The following is a 16,168-nucleotide window of genomic DNA, read 5'->3' on the forward strand; positions in this document are numbered from 1 at the left end:
GCCGGCGCGGGGCAGCCCGTACGCTGCCAGACCACTAGCCGGAGCCGTCATGAGCACACTTCCCCTGCACCCCGCCACCCTCGCCGTTCGCGCTGGCGAAGACGACTACCGCCCGCACGCCGCGCTGGCGGTGCCCATCGAGTTCGGCATCGCCCACGGCTACCCGGATGTGGACAGCTGGGAACAGGTGGCGCGCGGCGAGGTCGCCGGCCCGCTGTACGCGCGCAACAGCGCCCACCCCACCAGCCTGGCGCTGGAAGCCAAGCTGGCGGCGCTGGAAGGCGCGGCGGCGGCGGTGAGCTTCGGCAGCGGCATGGCGGCGATCAGCAGCACGCTGCTGGCGCTGCTCAAGCCCGGCGCGCGCGTGGTGGCCGGCAAGGACACCTACGGCGGCAGCCACTACCTGTTGCAGCACACCCTGCCGCAGTGGGGGGTGCAGGTGACGCTGTGCGACACCACCGATGCCGCCGCCTTCGACGCCGCGCTGGCCGGCGGCTGCGAGCTGCTGTACCTGGAATCGCCGACCAACCCGCTGCTGAAGGTGCAGGACATCCGCCGTCTGGCCGCCGCTGGGCATGCCGCCGGCGCGGTGGTGGTGATCGACAACACCTTTGCCACCCCGGTGAACCAGAACCCGCTGGCGCTGGGCGCCGACCTGGTGCTGCACAGCGCCACCAAGTTCCTGGGCGGCCACGCCGACGCCATGGGCGGCATCGTCTGCGGCAGCCAGGCGCTGACCGACCGCATCCGCCACTACCGCGAGATCCACGGCGCCTGCCTCGACCCGATGAGCGCCTTCCTGATCCTGCGCGGCATCAAGACGCTGGCGTTGCGCATGCGCCAGCACAACGACAATGCGCTGGCGCTGGCGCAATGGCTGCAGCAGCAGCCGGCGGTGGCGCAGGTGAACTACCCCGGCCTGCCGGATCATCCGCAACACGCCATCGCCCGCGAGCAGATGCACGGCTTTGGCGGCGTGCTCAGCTTCGAGCTGGCCGGCGGTTTTGCCGCCGTGCGCCGGCTGCTGCCGCGCTGCCAGCTGTTGATCCGCGCCGCCACGCTGGGCACGGTGGACACCCTGCTGGGCGTGCCCAGCACCACCAGCCACGTGGAATGCACCGAACAGGAACGCATCGCGCTGGGCATTCCCGGTGGGCTGGTGCGTTGCTCGGTGGGCATCGAGGACATCCGCGACATCATCGCCGACCTGCAGCAGGCACTGGCCGAGTGAGTCTCGCAGCACAAAACGTTGGCCGCAGGCCTTGCGGCCAACCTTACGCCTCATGAGCTGGTACCTGTACCTGCTGGAATGCCGCGGCGGCAGCCTGTACACCGGCATCAGCAACAATGTCGAGAAACGCTACGCCGCCCATGTCGCCGGCAAGGGCGCGCGCTACACCCGCAGCTTTCCGCCCGAGCGCATCGCGCTGGTGCTGGAATTTGCCGACAAGGGCGAAGCGCTGCGCGCCGAGCTGGCGGTAAAGGCGATGAGCGCGGCGCAGAAGCGGACGTGGCTGGCGGCGCAAGCCATTAGCCCGGCTAATCAGACCGCGCAGTAATGCTGGCTTGTCGCCGCCAGCGGCCACGCGCACACTGCCAGCCATGCTCTGACAGGAAAACGCCATGTTCCCTCTCGATACCCTCCCCGCCGCCCTGCGCCACGGCCAGCCCTTGCTGTGGCACAACCCCGGCCTGCGTCCCGCCGCCGCCGCACTGACCGCCAGCGGCCACGGCCGCGCCGAGATCGAAGCCGCCATCGCCCGCTGGCAGCGCTTCGCGCCGCTGCTGGCGCGGCTGTTTCCGGACAGCGTCGCCGCCGACGGCCGCATCGACTCGCCACTGCTGAGCCAGAGCGACGAGCACGGCCGGCCGCTGTGGGTGAAAGCCGACCACGCACTGCCGATCACCGCCTGCATCAAGGCGCGCGGCGGCGTGTACGAGGTGCTGTGCCACGCCGAAGAGCTGGCACTGGCCGCCGGCCTGCTGCAAGCCGGCGACAACTACGCGCTGCTGGCCGACGCGCCGGCGCACGCGCTGTTCGCACAGCACCGCATCCTGGTCGGCAGCACCGGCAACCTCGGCTACAGCGTCGGCGTGATGGCACGCGCGCTGGGGCTGGGAGTGGAAGTGCACATGTCGCACGACGCCAAGGAGTGGAAAAAGCAGCGCCTGCGCGCGCTGGGTGCCACGGTGGTGGAGCATGCCGGCGACTACGCGCTGGCGGTGGCCGCCGCGCGCAACAACGCGGCCGCCGATGCGCGTGCCTATTTCATCGACGACGAAAGCTCGCTGCTGCTGTTCTTCGGCTACGCCGCCGCGGCCTGGGATCTGGCGCCGCAACTGGCCGCCGCCGGCCTGCGGCCAACCCCTGAGCAGCCGCTGCGGGTCTACCTGCCGTGCGGCGTCGGCGGCGCGCCCGGCGGCGTCGCCTTCGGCCTGAAATGCCTGTTCGGCGACGCGGTGCAGTGCGTGCTGGTGGAGCCGGTAGCCTCGCCCTGCTTCCTGCTGCGCCTCGCCACTGGCGACGACGCGCTGTCGGTGTACGACATCGGCCTCGACAACCGCACCGTGGCCGACGGCCTGGCGGTGCCGCGCGCCTCCGCCACCGTGGCCGGCATCGTGCAGCAGCTGATCGACGCGGTGATCACCGTCAGCGACGCCAGCCTGCTGGCGGCCGTGCGCCAGCAGTGGCAGCAACACGGCCTGCGGCTGGAGCCGTCCGCCGCCGCCGGCTTCGTCGCCCATCAGCTGGCCAGCGAACAGTGGCCGGGGAATGTGATCCCGGTGGTGTGGACCACCGGCGGCAACGGACTGCCGGACGAGGTGTTTTTGCCGCTGCTGACGGAGTGATTTCACAACCGCTCCATAGCAAAAAGGTTGGCCGCAAACCGGTAACGGCTTGCGGCCAACCTTTTGTATTTCATCCCGGTATATACGGGCTTCAGCACGTAGGTCGGGTTAGCGCAGCGTAACCCGACACGGCTTGCAGCCTACGTTGTGACGGTAATCGGTCTTGATTTTTTGCCACGGAAGCACACGGAAAACGAAGTTTCTGCGAAGCAAAAGCACGGACAAAATCGCCTTGGCCAAAAAGCCCGCGAACGAACACGAAAACTAGAGCGGAAATAGAACAAGCCTAGCCGAAAAGCTTGTCGGGTTACGCTGCGCTAACCCGACCTACGAGCGACCCGAACACTACGCCTCACAACAGCCAAAACCGAACCGGCGCGCCCCGTCCCGTAGGCGCAAGCCGAGCCAACTGCTGCCAGCCCGGAAACAAGCCGCCCTCTTTTGAGCGCAGCGTATGGGCGGCGCCGGGCTGGCGGCAGTTGGTGCGGGAATTCTTGCGCCTTCGGGAGAGCAGGGATTGGAAAGGGGGATGCGGTATCCCCCTTCCCCGCCGCCGCGCGGAAAGCGGCAGCTAAAAAACATCCGCGCAGCGGATACCCCAGAAAAACAAGGTTGGCCGCAAACCGGCGACAGCTTGCGGCCAACCTTGGTCATTCCATCGCGGTGAACGCCGGGCTTCGCAAGCTCGGCACCAGCCTACAAGCCCGACTTACTTCTGAGCCAATGCCCTGACCAAACCATCGATATTGTCGCGATTCTTGCTCCAATCCATCAGCGTAAGCCGGCACAGTGGCTGACTGCCTAGATGCACCAGCGTTGCCTCCCCGCCCGCCTCGGCCAGTTCGACACTGAGACGCTCACCCCAGCTTTTCACGGACCAGGCGGTACATACCTCGAAATGGCACTCGTCCTGCACCCGTGCCCGGCGACCATAACGCGCTTGCAGCTCCTGCCACACCCGCTCACGCACCAAGGGCAATGCCATAGGCAGTGTCAGGGTTTGCTGCTCCCGCACCACTGTGTGGCGATTAAGGACACCGGCAAAAAAACTTTGCATGACAAAGGCGTAAATCAGACTGAATAGCAACATGTCCATGAGCACAGGCCAGCTGAAAACCGTCCACAACCATGTGGACTGCTGGAACAGCAGTGAGCAAAGCAACTGCAGGACAAAGAAGCCGCGCTTGCGGCGACTATCGAACAAGGAGCGGATCATGAGCAGCCTCCAGAAAGAGGCTACCATGCTATCAAAATGACAAATAAATTTACAGCCAAGCACGACTGCTGGTACAGATAAGCGACGCTTCATGTCCCGCTCACGGTAATGCCGTCAAACCTGTCACACGCTACAGCCCAGACCCGAATAACAACAGGGCGAGCCACCAGACTTGCCCTTTCTCGCGATGCGCGGCCAACCTTGACCGCACTCGCTCACACCTCATTACACAACGACTCGGCGCGCCAGCTTCACTGCCGCTGCATCTCCCCGCACAGCCAGTCCGCCAGCGTCTGCGCCGCCTCGCTACCGCTTACCGGATACAGCGCGTAGTAGCCCAAGAGCAGCGGAGGCTGTTCGTCCAGCCGGCATAGGCTGCCATCCTGCAGATAGCGCGCCACCAGCAGCTGCCGCCCCAACGCCACGCCGTCGCCGGCCTGTGCGCTGCGGTAGGCCAGTTGCGCCTGATTGAAGTGGCGTTCGCCGGCATCGCAGCCGGGCGGGCGGCCGTGGGCGGCCAGCCACAGCGCCCACTCGCTGCCGGCCGGCGCTGGCGTGCTCCACGGCGCGTCGTCGTGCAGCAGGCGGCCGCTGTGGCCGGCGGTATCGAAAGCGGGGGCGGCGACCGGAAAGCCGTACTCCGGCAACACGAAGGCGGCATCCTGCGGCGCCTGCGGCAGGTAGCGCAGCGCCAGGTCGATGCCGGCCTGACGCAGGGCCGCCGGGCTGTAAGGCTGGTTGTCGGCCAGCAGATCGACGCTGATTTCCGGCTGCAGGCGGGCGAAGCGCCCCAGTCGCGGCAGCAGCCATTCCAGCGCCAGCGACGGCGGCGCCGACAGCCGCACGCTGGCCGGCGCGGCCTCGCGCTGCAAGGCAGCCAAGGTGGTGGCCACGGTATCGAAGCCACTGTCACAAGCGGCAAACAGCTGCTGCCCGGCGGGGGTGAGTTGCAGGTTGCGGCCGCCGCGTTGCAGCAGGCTCAGTTGCAGCCGCGCTTCCAGCCGCTGCACGCGCTGGCTGACCGCGCCCTGGGTCACCGCCAGCTGTTCGGCGGCGCGGCGAAAGCCGCCGCAGGCCGCCACCGCGTGGAAGAACCACAGGTCGGCCAGCAGGGTGGCGTCGAGGCGGCGGGTCATGGGCGGGTCATCGGGTGGAGCTTAGTAGGCGAAGCGCTGGCGCAGCTCTTCCAGGTTCAGCTCGCGCAGGATGCTTTCCTGGCGTTCGCGGGCGCTCTTTTTCGCGCCGCCGACCTTCTTGGCGATGATCAGCTCGTTCTTCATCGAGTGCTCCCAGCCCACCAGCTCGGTGACGGTGACCTGGTAGCCGCGCGCCTCCAGCTGCAGGCAACGCAGCACGTTGGTCAGCTGGCTGCCGAATTCGCGGGTGTGGATCGGGTGGCGCCACAGCTCGGACAGCGCGGTCTTGCCGAAGGTCTCGTTCTTCTTCTGCCGCAGCACGGCGGCCACCTCGGCCTGGCAGCACGGCACCAGCACGATGTACTTGGCGTCCTTGGCCAGCGCGAAGCGGATGGCGTCGTCGGTGGCGGTGTTGCAGGCGTGCAGCGCGGTGATGATGTCCACCTGCGCCGGCAGCGCGTCGGAAGTGATCGACTGCTCCACCGTCAGGTTGAGGAAGCTCATGCCGGCAAAGCCCAGCCGCTCGGCGAGATCCACCGACTTGTCCACCAGCTCCTGCCGCGTTTCCACACCGTAGACGTGCGCCGCCGCCTTGTCCTTCAGGAACAGGTCATACAGGATGAAGCCGAGGTAGGACTTGCCGGCGCCGTGGTCGGCCAGCGTCAGGCTGCCCTTTTCCGCCAGCACGTCGGCCATCAGCGGCTCGATGAACTGGTACAGGTGATAGACCTGCTTCAGCTTGCGGCGGGTGTCCTGGTTGATCTTGCCGTCGCGGGTCAGGATGTGCAGTTCTTTCAGCAGTTCGATCGACTGCTGCGGTTTGATTTCGGGGATCAGGCTCATCGCGGTGTCCGTATAAAAAAGGTTGGCCGCAAGCACGGGCTTGCGGCCGGAAGCATGGCGCTGCTGTGGCGCCGGGCACGACAAGCGCGGCCGGCTCAGTGGCCGGCGGTTTGCTGCAGGCTGGCCGGCGGTGTCCACTGCCAGTGGCTGCGCCAGGCGCCGACCACCAGATTGGGGTATTCGGCACGGCCGAGGCTGCCGTTGTAGCGCCCCAGCGCGCGGAACAGGTTGCCGCGCTCTATGTCCAGATAATGGCGCAGGATGGTGCAGCCGTAGCGCAGGTTCAGCGTCAGCTCGAACAGGTTGTGCTCGCTGGCGCCGATGCTGCGCACCCAGAATGGCATCACCTGCATCAGGCCGCGCGCGCCGACCGGCGAGATCGCGTACTTGTTGAAGCCGCTCTCCACCTGGATCAGCCCCAGCACCAGCTGCGGGTCCAGCCCAGCGCGGGTGGCCTCGTACTGCACCGCGGTCAGCAGCCGCTCGCGCAGCCACTGGTCCGGGAGGCGGCGGCTGAGGCGGCGCGACATCTCCGCCAGCCACGCCGCACCCTCGTGCGGGTTGTCGAACACCAGCCGTGGCGCGTTGATGTCGGCAATGCTGCGCGACATCGCCGACGCCACGTTGGCCGCCAGCGCCTCTTCGCGCTGCGCCCCCGCCCACGCCGGCGCAGCCACCAGGGCAGCCACCAGCAGCAGGCCGGCAAGGCGCGGCGCGCTCATGGCCATAATCAGGCCAGCTTACCCAGCACGAAGTCCAGCACCGCGTCCGGTGCCACCGCGGTGGATTCGGCATCACGACGGTGCTGGTACTCGACCTTGCCTTCCTTCAGGCCGCGGTCGCCGATGGTGACGCGGTGCGGCGCGCCGATCAGCTCCCAGTCGGCGAACATCGCGCCCGGGCGCTCGCCGCGGTCGTCGATGATCACGTCCACGCCCTTGTCTTGCAAATCAGCGTACAGCTGGTCGGCGGCGGCTTTCACGCCTTCGGAGCGGTCGTAGCCGACCGGGCAGATCACCACGCTGAACGGCGCGATCGCGTCCGGCCAGATCATGCCCTTGTCGTCGTAGTTCTGCTCGATGGCGGCGCCGAGGATACGGCTCACGCCGATACCGTAGCAGCCCATCTCGAAGTGCTTCGGCTTGCCGTCTTCGTCGAGGAAGGTGGCGTTCATCGCCTTGGAATACTTGGTGCCGAGGTAGAACACGTGGCCAACCTCGATACCGCGCTGGATGTCGAGCACGCCGTTGCCGCACGGCGACACATCGCCGACCACCACGTTGCGCAGGTCGGCCACTTCCGGCTCGGCGCAGTCACGGCCGAAGTTGGCGCCGGTGTAGTGCTGATCGTCCTCGTTGGCACCGATCACGAAATCGGCCATCTTGGCCACGGTACGGTCGGCGATCACGCGGCCGTTAAAGCCGACCGGACCCAGCGAGCCGGGATTGGCGCCGAAGGCGTCCTTGATCGCGGCCGGCGCGGCGAAGGTCAGCGGCTTCTTGATGCCGGCGATCTTCTCCGCCTTCACTTCGTTCAGCTCGTGGTCGCCGCGCAGCAGCATCAGCACCGCCTCGCCCTTTTCGCCTTCCACCACGATCGCCTTCACGGTCGCGGTGATGTCGACCTTCAGGAAATCCACCAGCTCGGCGATGGTCTTCACCTTCGGGGTATGCACCTTAACAAGGTTGGCCGCAGCAGCCGGGCGCTCGCCGGCCGGGGCTACCGCTTCCGCCAGCTCGATGTTGGCCGCGTAGTCGGAGGTCGGGCAGTAGACGATGGCGTCTTCGCCGGTTTCGGCGATCACCTGGAATTCGTGCGAGCGGTCGCCGCCGATGGCGCCGGTATCGGCCGCCACCGCGCGGTAGGTCAGGCCCAGGCGGTCGAAGATGCGGCAGTAGGCGGCAAACATGTTGTCGTAGCTCTTGCCGGCGTCTTCGGCGCTGCGGTCGAAGGAGTACGCGTCCTTCATGGTGAACTCGCGGCCACGCATCACGCCGAAGCGCGGACGGCGCTCGTCGCGGAATTTGGTCTGGATCTGGTAGAAGTTCTTCGGCAGCGCGCGGTAGCTGCGCAGCTCGGCGCGGGCGATGTCGGTGACCACTTCTTCCGAGGTCGGCTGGATCACGAAATCACGGTCGTGGCGATCCTTGAAGCGCAGCAGCTCGGCACCCATGCTGTCGAAGCGGTCGGTTTCCTGCCACAGGCCGGCCGGCTGCACCACCGGCATCACCATCTCGATGGCGCCGGCACGGTTCATTTCCTCGCGCACGATGTTCTCGACCTTCTTCAGCGAACGCAGGCCCATCGGCATCCACGAGTAGACACCGGCGGCGACCTTGCGGATGAAGCCGGCACGCAGCATCAGCTTCTGGCTCACGATATCCGCGTCGGCGGGGGCTTCTTTCTGGGTGGAGATGAAAAACTGCGAGGCGCGCATGGTGTTGGTTATCCTTGAGATTTCTGCGAAATAGCGCTGATTGTAACGTTTTGCGCGCACGGGCGGGAGGTTCGCCACATCAGCCGTCTATTCCTGGTCGGCGAAGGCGGCCAACTGCTGTTGATAGGAAACATACCATTGGCGACTACGCGCCGTTGCTTCCGGTATACGCCCTGCAGACGCGAGATTGGCCAAGCAGTTTTTATCGGCAGGCATGGTATGTTCGCGATGTGGCCAAGAATCTGGATGACAAAAGAACCTGATTGCCTGCTCCACAAGTTCTTTTTGATTAAATGACTCAAACTTCATTTGCCTACTCAAGAAATCGCCATCAATGAGAAAGGACTGATCAAGCCTCCGCTGCCATTCCGCTAAAAACGCGCTCCATATTTTTCTGTACTTGATCCGCATTGCCTCCAGAAAGATAAAGTCCAGGCTGCTCATGCCGATCTCCGCAGGCAGATGCTGGGTGCCCAACAAAGCCACATATAAACGCTTTACATCCCGAGGCGTAGGCAGAAAGGCAGCAATGATGAAATCCAGCGCCGTCTCTTTATCCTCCCCGGCACAATCCCGTACCAGTGGCAATTCATTGAGCACCTTGTGATAGTAGGCACGCCTGTGCGCACCGGTAGGTTTGGGCAGCCTATAGGGTAGCTGGATGATTTTTTCCAGATAGGCTTCGCCCTTGTCTTTGTGAAAGCTATCCAACGCCGAGGCGACGATGGCGCGGTCGTAGGCCACGACATAGACAATATTGGGGAGGTCCGCCACCGCCTTGATCACGCGGAACAACTCATTCACTTCGTTCGGTGGCAGACGATCCAGATCATCGATAAAAACCACGGTCTTGAATTGCAATGCCCCCAATGTGCTCTTGGCCGACTGCCGCAAATCCGCGATGGATTCGGTCTGCTTTTGGGGTTCCACTACCTCAGCCAACTTCTCCAACAGGTCTTTGGAAATGCCAACCGGCACATATTCAATAATCTTGCTGGCTTTCTTAAGGCCGTAGGCCAGCTTAGCTAATGCCTCTTTTGCCTTGGAACCAGCTTCTTTGCTCCAATCGATCTGGGCAAACAGCTCATCAAAAAAATGCCGCATCAGTTGATCTGATCCTTCAAACCACCACGGGTTGAATTCGACCAAGGTTGGCCGCAGCAGATCAGTCTCGTCCCGAAACGCCTGATTCAGCAGTTTGATGAAGCTGGACTTGCCCTCACCCCACTCGCCTTCGATACCGATGACAAAGCTGTGGTCTTTGGGTAAGCCCAAGATGGTTTTTGCCAGCCTTTGCGCGTGGGGTGTGAAACCGAGCAGGTCTTCAGTGGCATGGGTATCAGCGGCGAGGGCAGAAACGGTCATGGTGCGTACCGGCGGCAAGGGAATGCCGCCGATTATGCCATGCGCGATCCGCGCCGACGGCTACACCCAGCCCAGCAGCCCGGTCACGGCGCCGGCGCCCAGCAACCACAGCGGGTGCAGGCTGGTGCGCCAGGCGATCAGCGCGCTGACGGCGCACAGCAGCCACGCGCTCCAGCCGGTGTTGGCGATGCCGGCCAGCAGCCAGGCGCCGCCCAGCACCAGCCCGATCGACAGCGGTGCGAAGCCGCGCTGGATGGCGTGGCACAGCCGGTAATCGCGGAAGCGCTGCCACAGTTTGGCGACGTAGAAGCTGAGGATCGAGGACGGGCCGCAGATGCCGATCAGGCTGATGGCGGCGCCGGGCAGGCTGGCCATCTGCCAGCCGACCAGGCTGGCGATCAGTACGTTCGGCCCCGGTGCCGACTGCGCGATGGCGAACAGCGCGGTGAATTCCGCCGCCGTCATCCAGCCGTGCTCGTTGACCACCATGCGCAGCATTTCCGGCACCACCGCGTTGGCGCCGCCGACCGCCATCAGCGACAGCTGGCCGAACACCAGGAACAGGGCAAGCAGCATCGCGCTCATGTCGGCTCCTTCTGCCGGTGCCAGGCCAGCGTCACCGCCAGTGGCACCATCACCAGCAAGAGCGGCAGCAGCGGCCAGTGCAGCAGGCCGATGGCGACAAAGGTGGCCACCGCCAGCGCGATGCACCAGCTGCTGCGCTCCAGTCTGGCGGCCAGCCGCAAGCCCATGCCGAAGATCAGGCCGGTGGCCGCCGGCGCCAGCCCGGCCAGCACCTGCTGCAACGCCGGCAGGCCGCGGTATTGCTGGTACAGCGACACCAGCAGCATGGCGATGCAGAACGGCGCCAGCAGCAGGCCGCTGAACGCCAGCAGCGCGCCGCTGGCACCGTGGAAGCGGCCGCCGACGGCGACGCTGAGGTTGACCACGTTGGGGCCGGGCAGGATCTGGCCGAGGCCGAGCAGCTCGGTGAATTCGGCGTCGGTCAGCCAGCCTTTGCGCAGCACCAGCATGTGGTGCACCAGCGGCAGCACACCGCCGAAGCCGATGATGCCGATGCCGAAAAAGCCGGTGAACAGCTCGCGGCGGGTGGGGATGTTGTGTGTTTCCATGACCGGTAGCGTAGTGCGGAAGCGGAGGCGGCGACAAACGAGTTTTTCCGACTTCGCTTGTGCGCTATGCTCACAAGCATGAACCGGCGACTCCCCCCTCTCAATGCCCTGCGCGCCTTTGAAGCCGCGGCACGCTGCGGCAGTTTCAGTGCCGCGGCGGAGCAGCTGCATGTGACCCACGGCGCCATCAGCCGCCAGATCAAGCAGCTGGAAGAATGGCTGGGACTGGCACTGTTCGACCGCGTCGGCAAGCGCGTGCTGCTCACCGACAACGGTCGCCAGTACCTGCCGGTGCTGCAGACCGCATTCGACAGCATCGCCACTGCCACCGAGCGGCTGACCCAGGGCCGCACGCGGCAGCTGCGCATCAACGCCACGCCGACGCTGGCGATGCACTGGCTGCTGCCGCGGCTGACGCGCTTCCAGCTGCGCCATCCCGGCGTCGAGCTGCGGCTGGCGACCTCGGACACCATCATCCACGACCAGCATGCCGATTTCGACATCGCCCTGCGCCGCGGCCATGACCACTGGCACGGTTTCGTGTCGCACCTGTTCCTGACCGAACACGAACAGCCGTTGCTCAGCCCGGCGCTGCTGGCGAGCAAGCCGCTGGCGACGGTGGCCGACCTGGCGCAGCACACGCTGCTGCACTCGGAAACGCGGCCGGTGTCGTGGGAGCGCTGGCTGGCGGCGGCCGGCAGCCCGGCGCTGCAGGCGGCGGCGCACCAGCACTTCGACCACTACTATCTGGCGCTGCAGGCGGCGGTCGACGGCCTGGGGGTGGCGCTCAGCGCGCAGCCGGTGACCGACGCGCTGATCGCCAGCGGCAAGCTGGTGGCGCCGCTGGACGGGCCGCGGGTGAAGGCGCGCGGTTATTCCTGGGTGCTGCCGCTGACGCTGGCGGAAGACCCGCTGTGCGCCGATTTCTGCGCCTGGCTGGAGGAAGAAGGCGGCAATTAGCCGCGCCGCCGTGCCACCTGTCGCATCGGCTCTACACTGCGGCCACAATTGCGCTACAAAAGCGGGCGCCGCATGGCACATTGTGGGGCACAAGAGTAAGCTTCGCGCTCACCCGAGATTCGCAATACTGCGCTGCAACATCCGTGGCGGCGCCACCCACCAAAAAATACATAAATCATGCAGGCTCAAAACAAACAGGCGCTCGCCGGTATCACGCTGGCAGCGCTGGGGGTCGTGTACGGGGACATCGGCACCAGCCCCCTCTACACCCTGAAAGAATGCTTCAGCCCCCACCTCGGCCTGGCGGTGACGCCGGCCAACGTGCTGGGCATCCTGTCGCTGATCGTCTGGGGCCTGATCCTGGTCGTGTCGCTGAAGTACCTCAGCTTCGTGCTACGCGCCGACAACCGCGGCGAGGGCGGCATCCTGACGCTGATGGCGCTGGCGCGGCGTTGCGTCGGCCCGCGCGGCTGGATGCTGGCCGCCATCGGCCTGATGGGCGGCGGTTTCTTCTACGGCGAGGTGGTGATCACCCCGGCGATCTCGGTGCTGTCGGCGGTGGAAGGGCTGGAGGTGATCACCCCCGCGTTCAAGCCCTACGTGCTGCCGCTGGCGCTGGTGGTGCTGACCGGCCTGTTCCTGATCCAGAAGCACGGCACCGCCAGTGTCGGCAAGCTGTTCGGCCCGGTGATGATGCTGTGGTTCGCGGCGCTGGCCGCGCTCGGCGTACACGGCATTGCCGGCAACCCGGCGGTGCTGGCGGCGCTGAATCCGCTGTGGGGCATCGAATTCCTGTTCAGCCACGGCGCCATCGGCTTCCTGGCGCTCGGTTCGGTGGTGCTGGCGCTGACCGGCGCCGAGGCGCTGTACGCCGACATGGGCCACTTCGGCGCCAGGCCGATCCGCCTCGCGTGGTTCTTCTACGTGCTGCCGGCGCTGCTGCTGAACTACTTCGGCCAGGGCGCCGAGATCCTTGCCAGCCCGGAGGCGCGCGCCAACCCGTTCTTCCACCTGGCACCGCAGTGGGCACTGCTGCCGCTGGTGATCCTGTCCACCTGCGCCACGGTGATCGCGTCGCAGGCGGTGATCTCCGGCGTGTTCTCGCTGACGCGCCAGGCGGTGCAGCTGGGCTACCTGCCGCGCATGGAAATCACCCACACCTCCGACAACGAGATCGGCCAGATCTACATCCCGCTGATCAACTGGGGCCTGCTGGCGGCGGTGATCATGGTGGTGATCATGTTCCAGAATTCCAGCGCGCTGGCCGGCGCCTACGGCATCGCCGTCACCGGCACCATGGTGATCACCTCCATCCTGGTGTGCACCGTCGCCTGGCGCGGCTGGCACTGGCCGCTGGCCGTGGTGGCGCCGCTGCTGGTCGCGCTGCTGGTGATCGACCTGCCGCTGTTCCTCGCCAACGTGGTGAAGATCTTCGCCGGCGGCTGGCTGCCGCTGCTGATCGGCATCGGCGCCTTCATCCTGATGACCACCTGGAAACAGGGCCGCCACCTGCTGATGCAGCGTCTGAACGAAATGGCGATCCCGCTGGACGGCTTTGTCGAGAACATGGAAGCCTACCCGCCGGAGCGGGTACAGGGCACCGCGGTGTTCCTCACCAACTCCACCCACGGCGTGCCGCACGCACTGCTGCACAACCTGAAGCACAACAAGGTACTGCACGAACGGGTGGTACTGATGACCATCCGCGCCGAGGAGGTGCCGTATATCGAGGAAGACGAGCGGGTGGAAGTCCTGCAGCTGTCCGACAGTTTCTGGCGGGTGATGGCCTACTACGGCTTCAAGGAGACCCCGGACGTGCAGCAAATCCTCGACCTGTGCGCGGCACAGGGCATGACTTTCGAGCTGATGGACACCTCGTTCTTCCTGTCGCGCGAGACGCTGATCCAGACCGAACGCGAGGGCATGTCGCCGTGGCGCGAGACGCTGTTCGTGTGGATGAGCCGCAACGCGCTGCGCGCCACCGACTTCTTCCAGATCCCGACCAACCGCGTGGTGGAGATGGGCGCGCAAGTCGAGCTGTAAACCGCGCAGCGGCCAAGGTTGGCCGCAAGCGTCACGACAAGGGCAAGCCGGACGGCTTGCCCTTTTGTATTGGTAATATTGCCACTTTATTGTCATTTATATACGATGGCTGGCTATGCCGTTTGCACGACCGCTGTCCGCAAACACCCGCCATCCTGACGCGCCGCCTGCCGCAGCGCCCCTCCCGCCGTCGCCATCATGCCCAGCCGCACCTGCCCCGCCCGCACCACTTGCCCGCCAGCCAGCCGCCTGCCCCGGCAACAGGGCGTGGTGACGCTGGCGATGACCTTGCTGGTGCTGTTCCTCAGCAGCCTGATGGTGTTCCAGAGCAGTGCCGGCCTGCTGTTCGAGATCCGCACCGGCAACAACCTGGTCAGCCAGTCCAAGGCGATGGAGGCCGCCCGCGGCGGGGTCGAACACGCGCTGGCCTGGCTCGCCTCCGGCGCGGTCAGCAGCACGGCACTGGCCAGCGCCGGCAACTGGAGCAACGACGGCAGCGGCCCCAGCGGCAACAACCAGCAGGCCAGCAGCAGCCTGTTCGGCAGCGCCGTCAGCGCACAGAGCATCGGCAGCTACAGCGTGACGGTATCGCTGTGGCGCAACGCCGCCGCCCCCAACACCCTGGAAATCCGCGCCACCGCCAGCGGCGACGCCAGTGCCAGCATCCGCCAGAAGGTCCAGCTCGGCACCCTCACCACCACGACCACCACCCCGGTGACGCTGAACCTGGCCAGCTTCGCGCCGATCGTGGTCGAAGGCAGCCTCGGCGACTGCGGCAAGAAAAAAAGCTGCATCACCGGCAATCCGTCGGTGACTGCCGGCGACAGCGGCGTGGCGATCATGACCTCGGCCTCCGCCGCGTCCAACCAGCCTGGCCACCTGTCGGTCACCGGTCAGATTCAGGGCAATGCCTTCAGCGGCAGCGCGTGGGATTTCGTGTTTCCGGACACCAGCAAGGAGCAGATGCGGCTGGAATCGGAGGCGCAGGCCGCGGCGGAACTGGCGGCACAGCAAGCCGGCACCAGCTATCAGCGCACCGTCTACTACTTTGACGCCAGCAATATCGGGAGCATCGGCAGCCAGAACTGGCACCAGAACATCGGTAGCCCGAGCCAGCCGGCGATCCTGGTGTTCGACAGCGGCGCTGGCTGCCCGAAGATGAATGGCGGCGTGGTGATCTACGGTCTCGTCTACTACGCCGACAGCTGCGGCAAGAACGGCTGGGGCGGCGCCACCCTCACCGGCACGCTGGTGACCGAGGACAACCTGTCCGATCTCACCGCCAATACCCAATTCCGGGGCTGGTCCGCCAGCACCGGCTCCGGCAGCATCAGCCTGCCGCCCGCCATCAGCACCGGCACCAGCAGCAGCCTCAGCCGCAAGACCGCCTCCTGGCGCGACTTCTGACCCCACCACCCCTCACGCCAAAGACTCAGTTCTCCGGCAGCGCTCGTCCCACCGCTGCGGCCAACCTTGGCCAGTCGAAGTACGGCCCCGGATCGGTCTTGCGCCCCGGCGCGATGTGCTGATGGCCGGTGATGGCCTTGATGCCGCACTCGCGCTGCAGCAGCCGCGCCAGCGCCGCCAGCGTGCGGTACTGCGCGTGGCAAAACGGCTCGAAATCGCAGCCTTCCAGCTCGATGCCGAGCGCGAAGTCGTTGCAGCGCTCGCGGCCGCGCCACTGCGACACCCCGGCGTGCCACGCGCGCTGGCGGGTGGACACGAACTGCAGCAGGCTGCCGTCGCGGCGGATGAAGAAGTGCGCCGACACCCGCAGGTGGGCGATGGTGGCGTAGTAGGGATCGGCCACCGGATCGAGGCGATTGCCGAACAACTGCGCCACGCCGTCGCCGCCGTAGCGGTACGGCGGCAGGCTGATATTGTGGATAACCAGCAGCGGCACCGCCGGCTGTGGATAACTGTCGCAGTTGGGCGACGGCAGCTGTTGCGCCTCCTTGACCCAGCCGTCGGCGTCCAGCGTCAGCCGCAGCTCACTGTCGTCGCGCTGCCAGCGCAGCGTGGTCAGCGCCAGCCCGTCCGCGGCGGTGAAGTCGCGCACGCGCACGAAACCGGCCTTGTGATAGCAGCGCAGCGCCGCGCGGTTGGCCTGCGCGCTGCTGACCGTGGCCGCCGTTTCGCCGGCCAGTGCGGCGGTGAGCAGGCGCCCGGCCCAGCCCTCGCCCAG

The 16,168-nt window shown here is 66.1% G+C and carries 15 protein-coding genes; 6 read left to right on the forward strand and 9 right to left on the reverse strand.

What is annotated here, in order from left to right; translation table 11 throughout:
- Positions 1–49 precede the first annotated feature (49 nt).
- The 3 genes from NOM55_RS07190 to NOM55_RS07200 all read left to right on the forward strand — a co-directional run bounded on the left by NOM55_RS07190 (position 50) and on the right by NOM55_RS07200 (position 2,850).
- Positions 50–1,231 (forward strand): aminotransferase class I/II-fold pyridoxal phosphate-dependent enzyme, encoded by a 1,182-nt coding sequence (locus NOM55_RS07190; RefSeq protein WP_255908039.1) that lies wholly within the window; start codon positions 50–52, stop codon positions 1,229–1,231.
- Between the two features lie 52 nt (positions 1,232–1,283).
- A complete protein-coding gene (locus NOM55_RS07195) occupies positions 1,284–1,559 on the forward strand; it encodes a GIY-YIG nuclease family protein (RefSeq protein ID WP_255908040.1) in 276 nt (91 codons plus the stop codon).
- Between the two features lie 64 nt (positions 1,560–1,623).
- Positions 1,624–2,850, forward strand: coding sequence for a D-serine ammonia-lyase (locus NOM55_RS07200; RefSeq protein ID WP_255908042.1), 1,227 nt, complete (start codon positions 1,624–1,626; stop codon positions 2,848–2,850).
- A gap of 709 nt (positions 2,851–3,559) precedes the next feature.
- On the opposite strand, the gene NOM55_RS07205 is transcribed toward NOM55_RS07200, so the two are convergent.
- From NOM55_RS07205 to NOM55_RS07240, 8 genes are all read right to left on the reverse strand, one after another.
- The gene (locus tag NOM55_RS07205; RefSeq protein ID WP_255908043.1) at positions 3,560–4,066 is read right to left on the reverse strand and encodes a hypothetical protein; all 507 of its coding nucleotides are present in this window, start codon (positions 4,064–4,066) and stop codon (positions 3,560–3,562) included.
- A gap of 251 nt (positions 4,067–4,317) precedes the next feature.
- Positions 4,318–5,202: a LysR family transcriptional regulator gene (locus NOM55_RS07210; protein ID WP_255908044.1), complete on the reverse strand. Its 885-nt coding sequence runs from the start codon at positions 5,200–5,202 to the stop codon at positions 4,318–4,320.
- 21 nt (positions 5,203–5,223) lie between these two features.
- Positions 5,224–6,045, reverse strand: coding sequence for an SAM-dependent methyltransferase (locus NOM55_RS07215; RefSeq protein WP_255908045.1), 822 nt, complete (start codon positions 6,043–6,045; stop codon positions 5,224–5,226).
- A 95-nt stretch (positions 6,046–6,140) separates the two neighbouring features.
- On the reverse strand, positions 6,141–6,767 hold the full coding sequence (locus NOM55_RS07220) for a lytic transglycosylase domain-containing protein (protein ID WP_255908046.1): 627 nt from the start codon (positions 6,765–6,767) through the stop codon (positions 6,141–6,143).
- Positions 6,768–6,775: 8 nt separating this feature from the next.
- On the reverse strand, positions 6,776–8,482 hold the full coding sequence (locus NOM55_RS07225; RefSeq protein WP_255908047.1) for a proline--tRNA ligase: 1,707 nt from the start codon (positions 8,480–8,482) through the stop codon (positions 6,776–6,778).
- An 87-nt stretch (positions 8,483–8,569) separates the two neighbouring features.
- Positions 8,570–9,847, reverse strand: coding sequence for a P-loop NTPase fold protein (locus tag NOM55_RS07230; RefSeq protein ID WP_255908048.1), 1,278 nt, complete (start codon positions 9,845–9,847; stop codon positions 8,570–8,572).
- Positions 9,848–9,907: 60 nt separating this feature from the next.
- On the reverse strand, positions 9,908–10,432 hold the full coding sequence (locus tag NOM55_RS07235) for a chromate transporter (RefSeq protein WP_047965877.1): 525 nt from the start codon (positions 10,430–10,432) through the stop codon (positions 9,908–9,910).
- Complete coding sequence (locus NOM55_RS07240) at positions 10,429–10,980, reverse strand: chromate transporter (protein ID WP_255908049.1); 552 nt, start codon at positions 10,978–10,980, stop codon at positions 10,429–10,431. The genes NOM55_RS07235 and NOM55_RS07240 overlap by 4 nt, the downstream gene beginning before the upstream one ends.
- A 78-nt stretch (positions 10,981–11,058) precedes the next feature.
- Between NOM55_RS07240 and gcvA the strand changes: the two genes are divergently transcribed.
- The 3 genes from gcvA to NOM55_RS07255 all read left to right on the forward strand — a co-directional run bounded on the left by gcvA (position 11,059) and on the right by NOM55_RS07255 (position 15,390).
- Positions 11,059–11,940: a transcriptional regulator GcvA gene (gcvA, locus tag NOM55_RS07245; RefSeq protein ID WP_120810271.1), complete on the forward strand. Its 882-nt coding sequence runs from the start codon at positions 11,059–11,061 to the stop codon at positions 11,938–11,940.
- A 177-nt stretch (positions 11,941–12,117) separates the two neighbouring features.
- On the forward strand, positions 12,118–13,983 hold the full coding sequence (gene kup / locus NOM55_RS07250) for a low affinity potassium transporter Kup (RefSeq protein WP_255908050.1): 1,866 nt from the start codon (positions 12,118–12,120) through the stop codon (positions 13,981–13,983).
- 198 nt (positions 13,984–14,181) lie between these two features.
- Positions 14,182–15,390 carry a hypothetical protein gene (locus NOM55_RS07255; RefSeq protein WP_255908051.1) on the forward strand — a complete coding sequence of 403 codons (1,209 nt, stop codon included), beginning with the start codon at positions 14,182–14,184 and terminating at the stop codon, positions 15,388–15,390.
- A gap of 25 nt (positions 15,391–15,415) precedes the next feature.
- Here NOM55_RS07255 and ampD read toward each other — a convergent pair whose 3' ends face one another.
- Positions 15,416–15,967 carry a 1,6-anhydro-N-acetylmuramyl-L-alanine amidase AmpD gene (gene ampD, locus NOM55_RS07260; RefSeq protein ID WP_255908180.1) on the reverse strand — a complete coding sequence of 184 codons (552 nt, stop codon included), beginning with the start codon at positions 15,965–15,967 and terminating at the stop codon, positions 15,416–15,418.
- Between the last annotated feature and the right edge of the window lie 201 nt (positions 15,968–16,168).

The sequence above is a fragment of the Vogesella sp. AC12 genome, assembly GCF_024437575.1.
Lineage (GTDB): Bacteria > Pseudomonadota > Gammaproteobacteria > Burkholderiales > Chromobacteriaceae > Vogesella > Vogesella indigofera.

Bases quoted from the DNA above. Each gene is read 5' to 3' on its own strand.
- NOM55_RS07190 (WP_255908039.1), top strand. From the start codon at position 50: ATGAGCACACTTCCCCTGCACCCCGCCACCCTCGCCGTTCGCGCTGGC.
- NOM55_RS07195 (WP_255908040.1), top strand. From the start codon at position 1,284: ATGAGCTGGTACCTGTACCTGCTGGAATGCCGCGGCGGCAGCCTGTAC.
- NOM55_RS07200 (WP_255908042.1), top strand. From the start codon at position 1,624: ATGTTCCCTCTCGATACCCTCCCCGCCGCCCTGCGCCACGGCCAGCCC.
- NOM55_RS07205 (WP_255908043.1), bottom strand. From the start codon at position 4,066: ATGATCCGCTCCTTGTTCGATAGTCGCCGCAAGCGCGGCTTCTTTGTC.
- NOM55_RS07210 (WP_255908044.1), bottom strand. From the start codon at position 5,202: ATGACCCGCCGCCTCGACGCCACCCTGCTGGCCGACCTGTGGTTCTTC.
- NOM55_RS07215 (WP_255908045.1), bottom strand. From the start codon at position 6,045: ATGAGCCTGATCCCCGAAATCAAACCGCAGCAGTCGATCGAACTGCTG.
- NOM55_RS07220 (WP_255908046.1), bottom strand. From the start codon at position 6,767: ATGAGCGCGCCGCGCCTTGCCGGCCTGCTGCTGGTGGCTGCCCTGGTG.
- NOM55_RS07225 (WP_255908047.1), bottom strand. From the start codon at position 8,482: ATGCGCGCCTCGCAGTTTTTCATCTCCACCCAGAAAGAAGCCCCCGCC.
- NOM55_RS07230 (WP_255908048.1), bottom strand. From the start codon at position 9,847: ATGACCGTTTCTGCCCTCGCCGCTGATACCCATGCCACTGAAGACCTG.
- NOM55_RS07235 (WP_047965877.1), bottom strand. From the start codon at position 10,432: ATGAGCGCGATGCTGCTTGCCCTGTTCCTGGTGTTCGGCCAGCTGTCG.
- NOM55_RS07240 (WP_255908049.1), bottom strand. From the start codon at position 10,980: ATGGAAACACACAACATCCCCACCCGCCGCGAGCTGTTCACCGGCTTT.
- gcvA (WP_120810271.1), top strand. From the start codon at position 11,059: ATGAACCGGCGACTCCCCCCTCTCAATGCCCTGCGCGCCTTTGAAGCC.
- kup (WP_255908050.1), top strand. From the start codon at position 12,118: ATGCAGGCTCAAAACAAACAGGCGCTCGCCGGTATCACGCTGGCAGCG.
- NOM55_RS07255 (WP_255908051.1), top strand. From the start codon at position 14,182: ATGCCCAGCCGCACCTGCCCCGCCCGCACCACTTGCCCGCCAGCCAGC.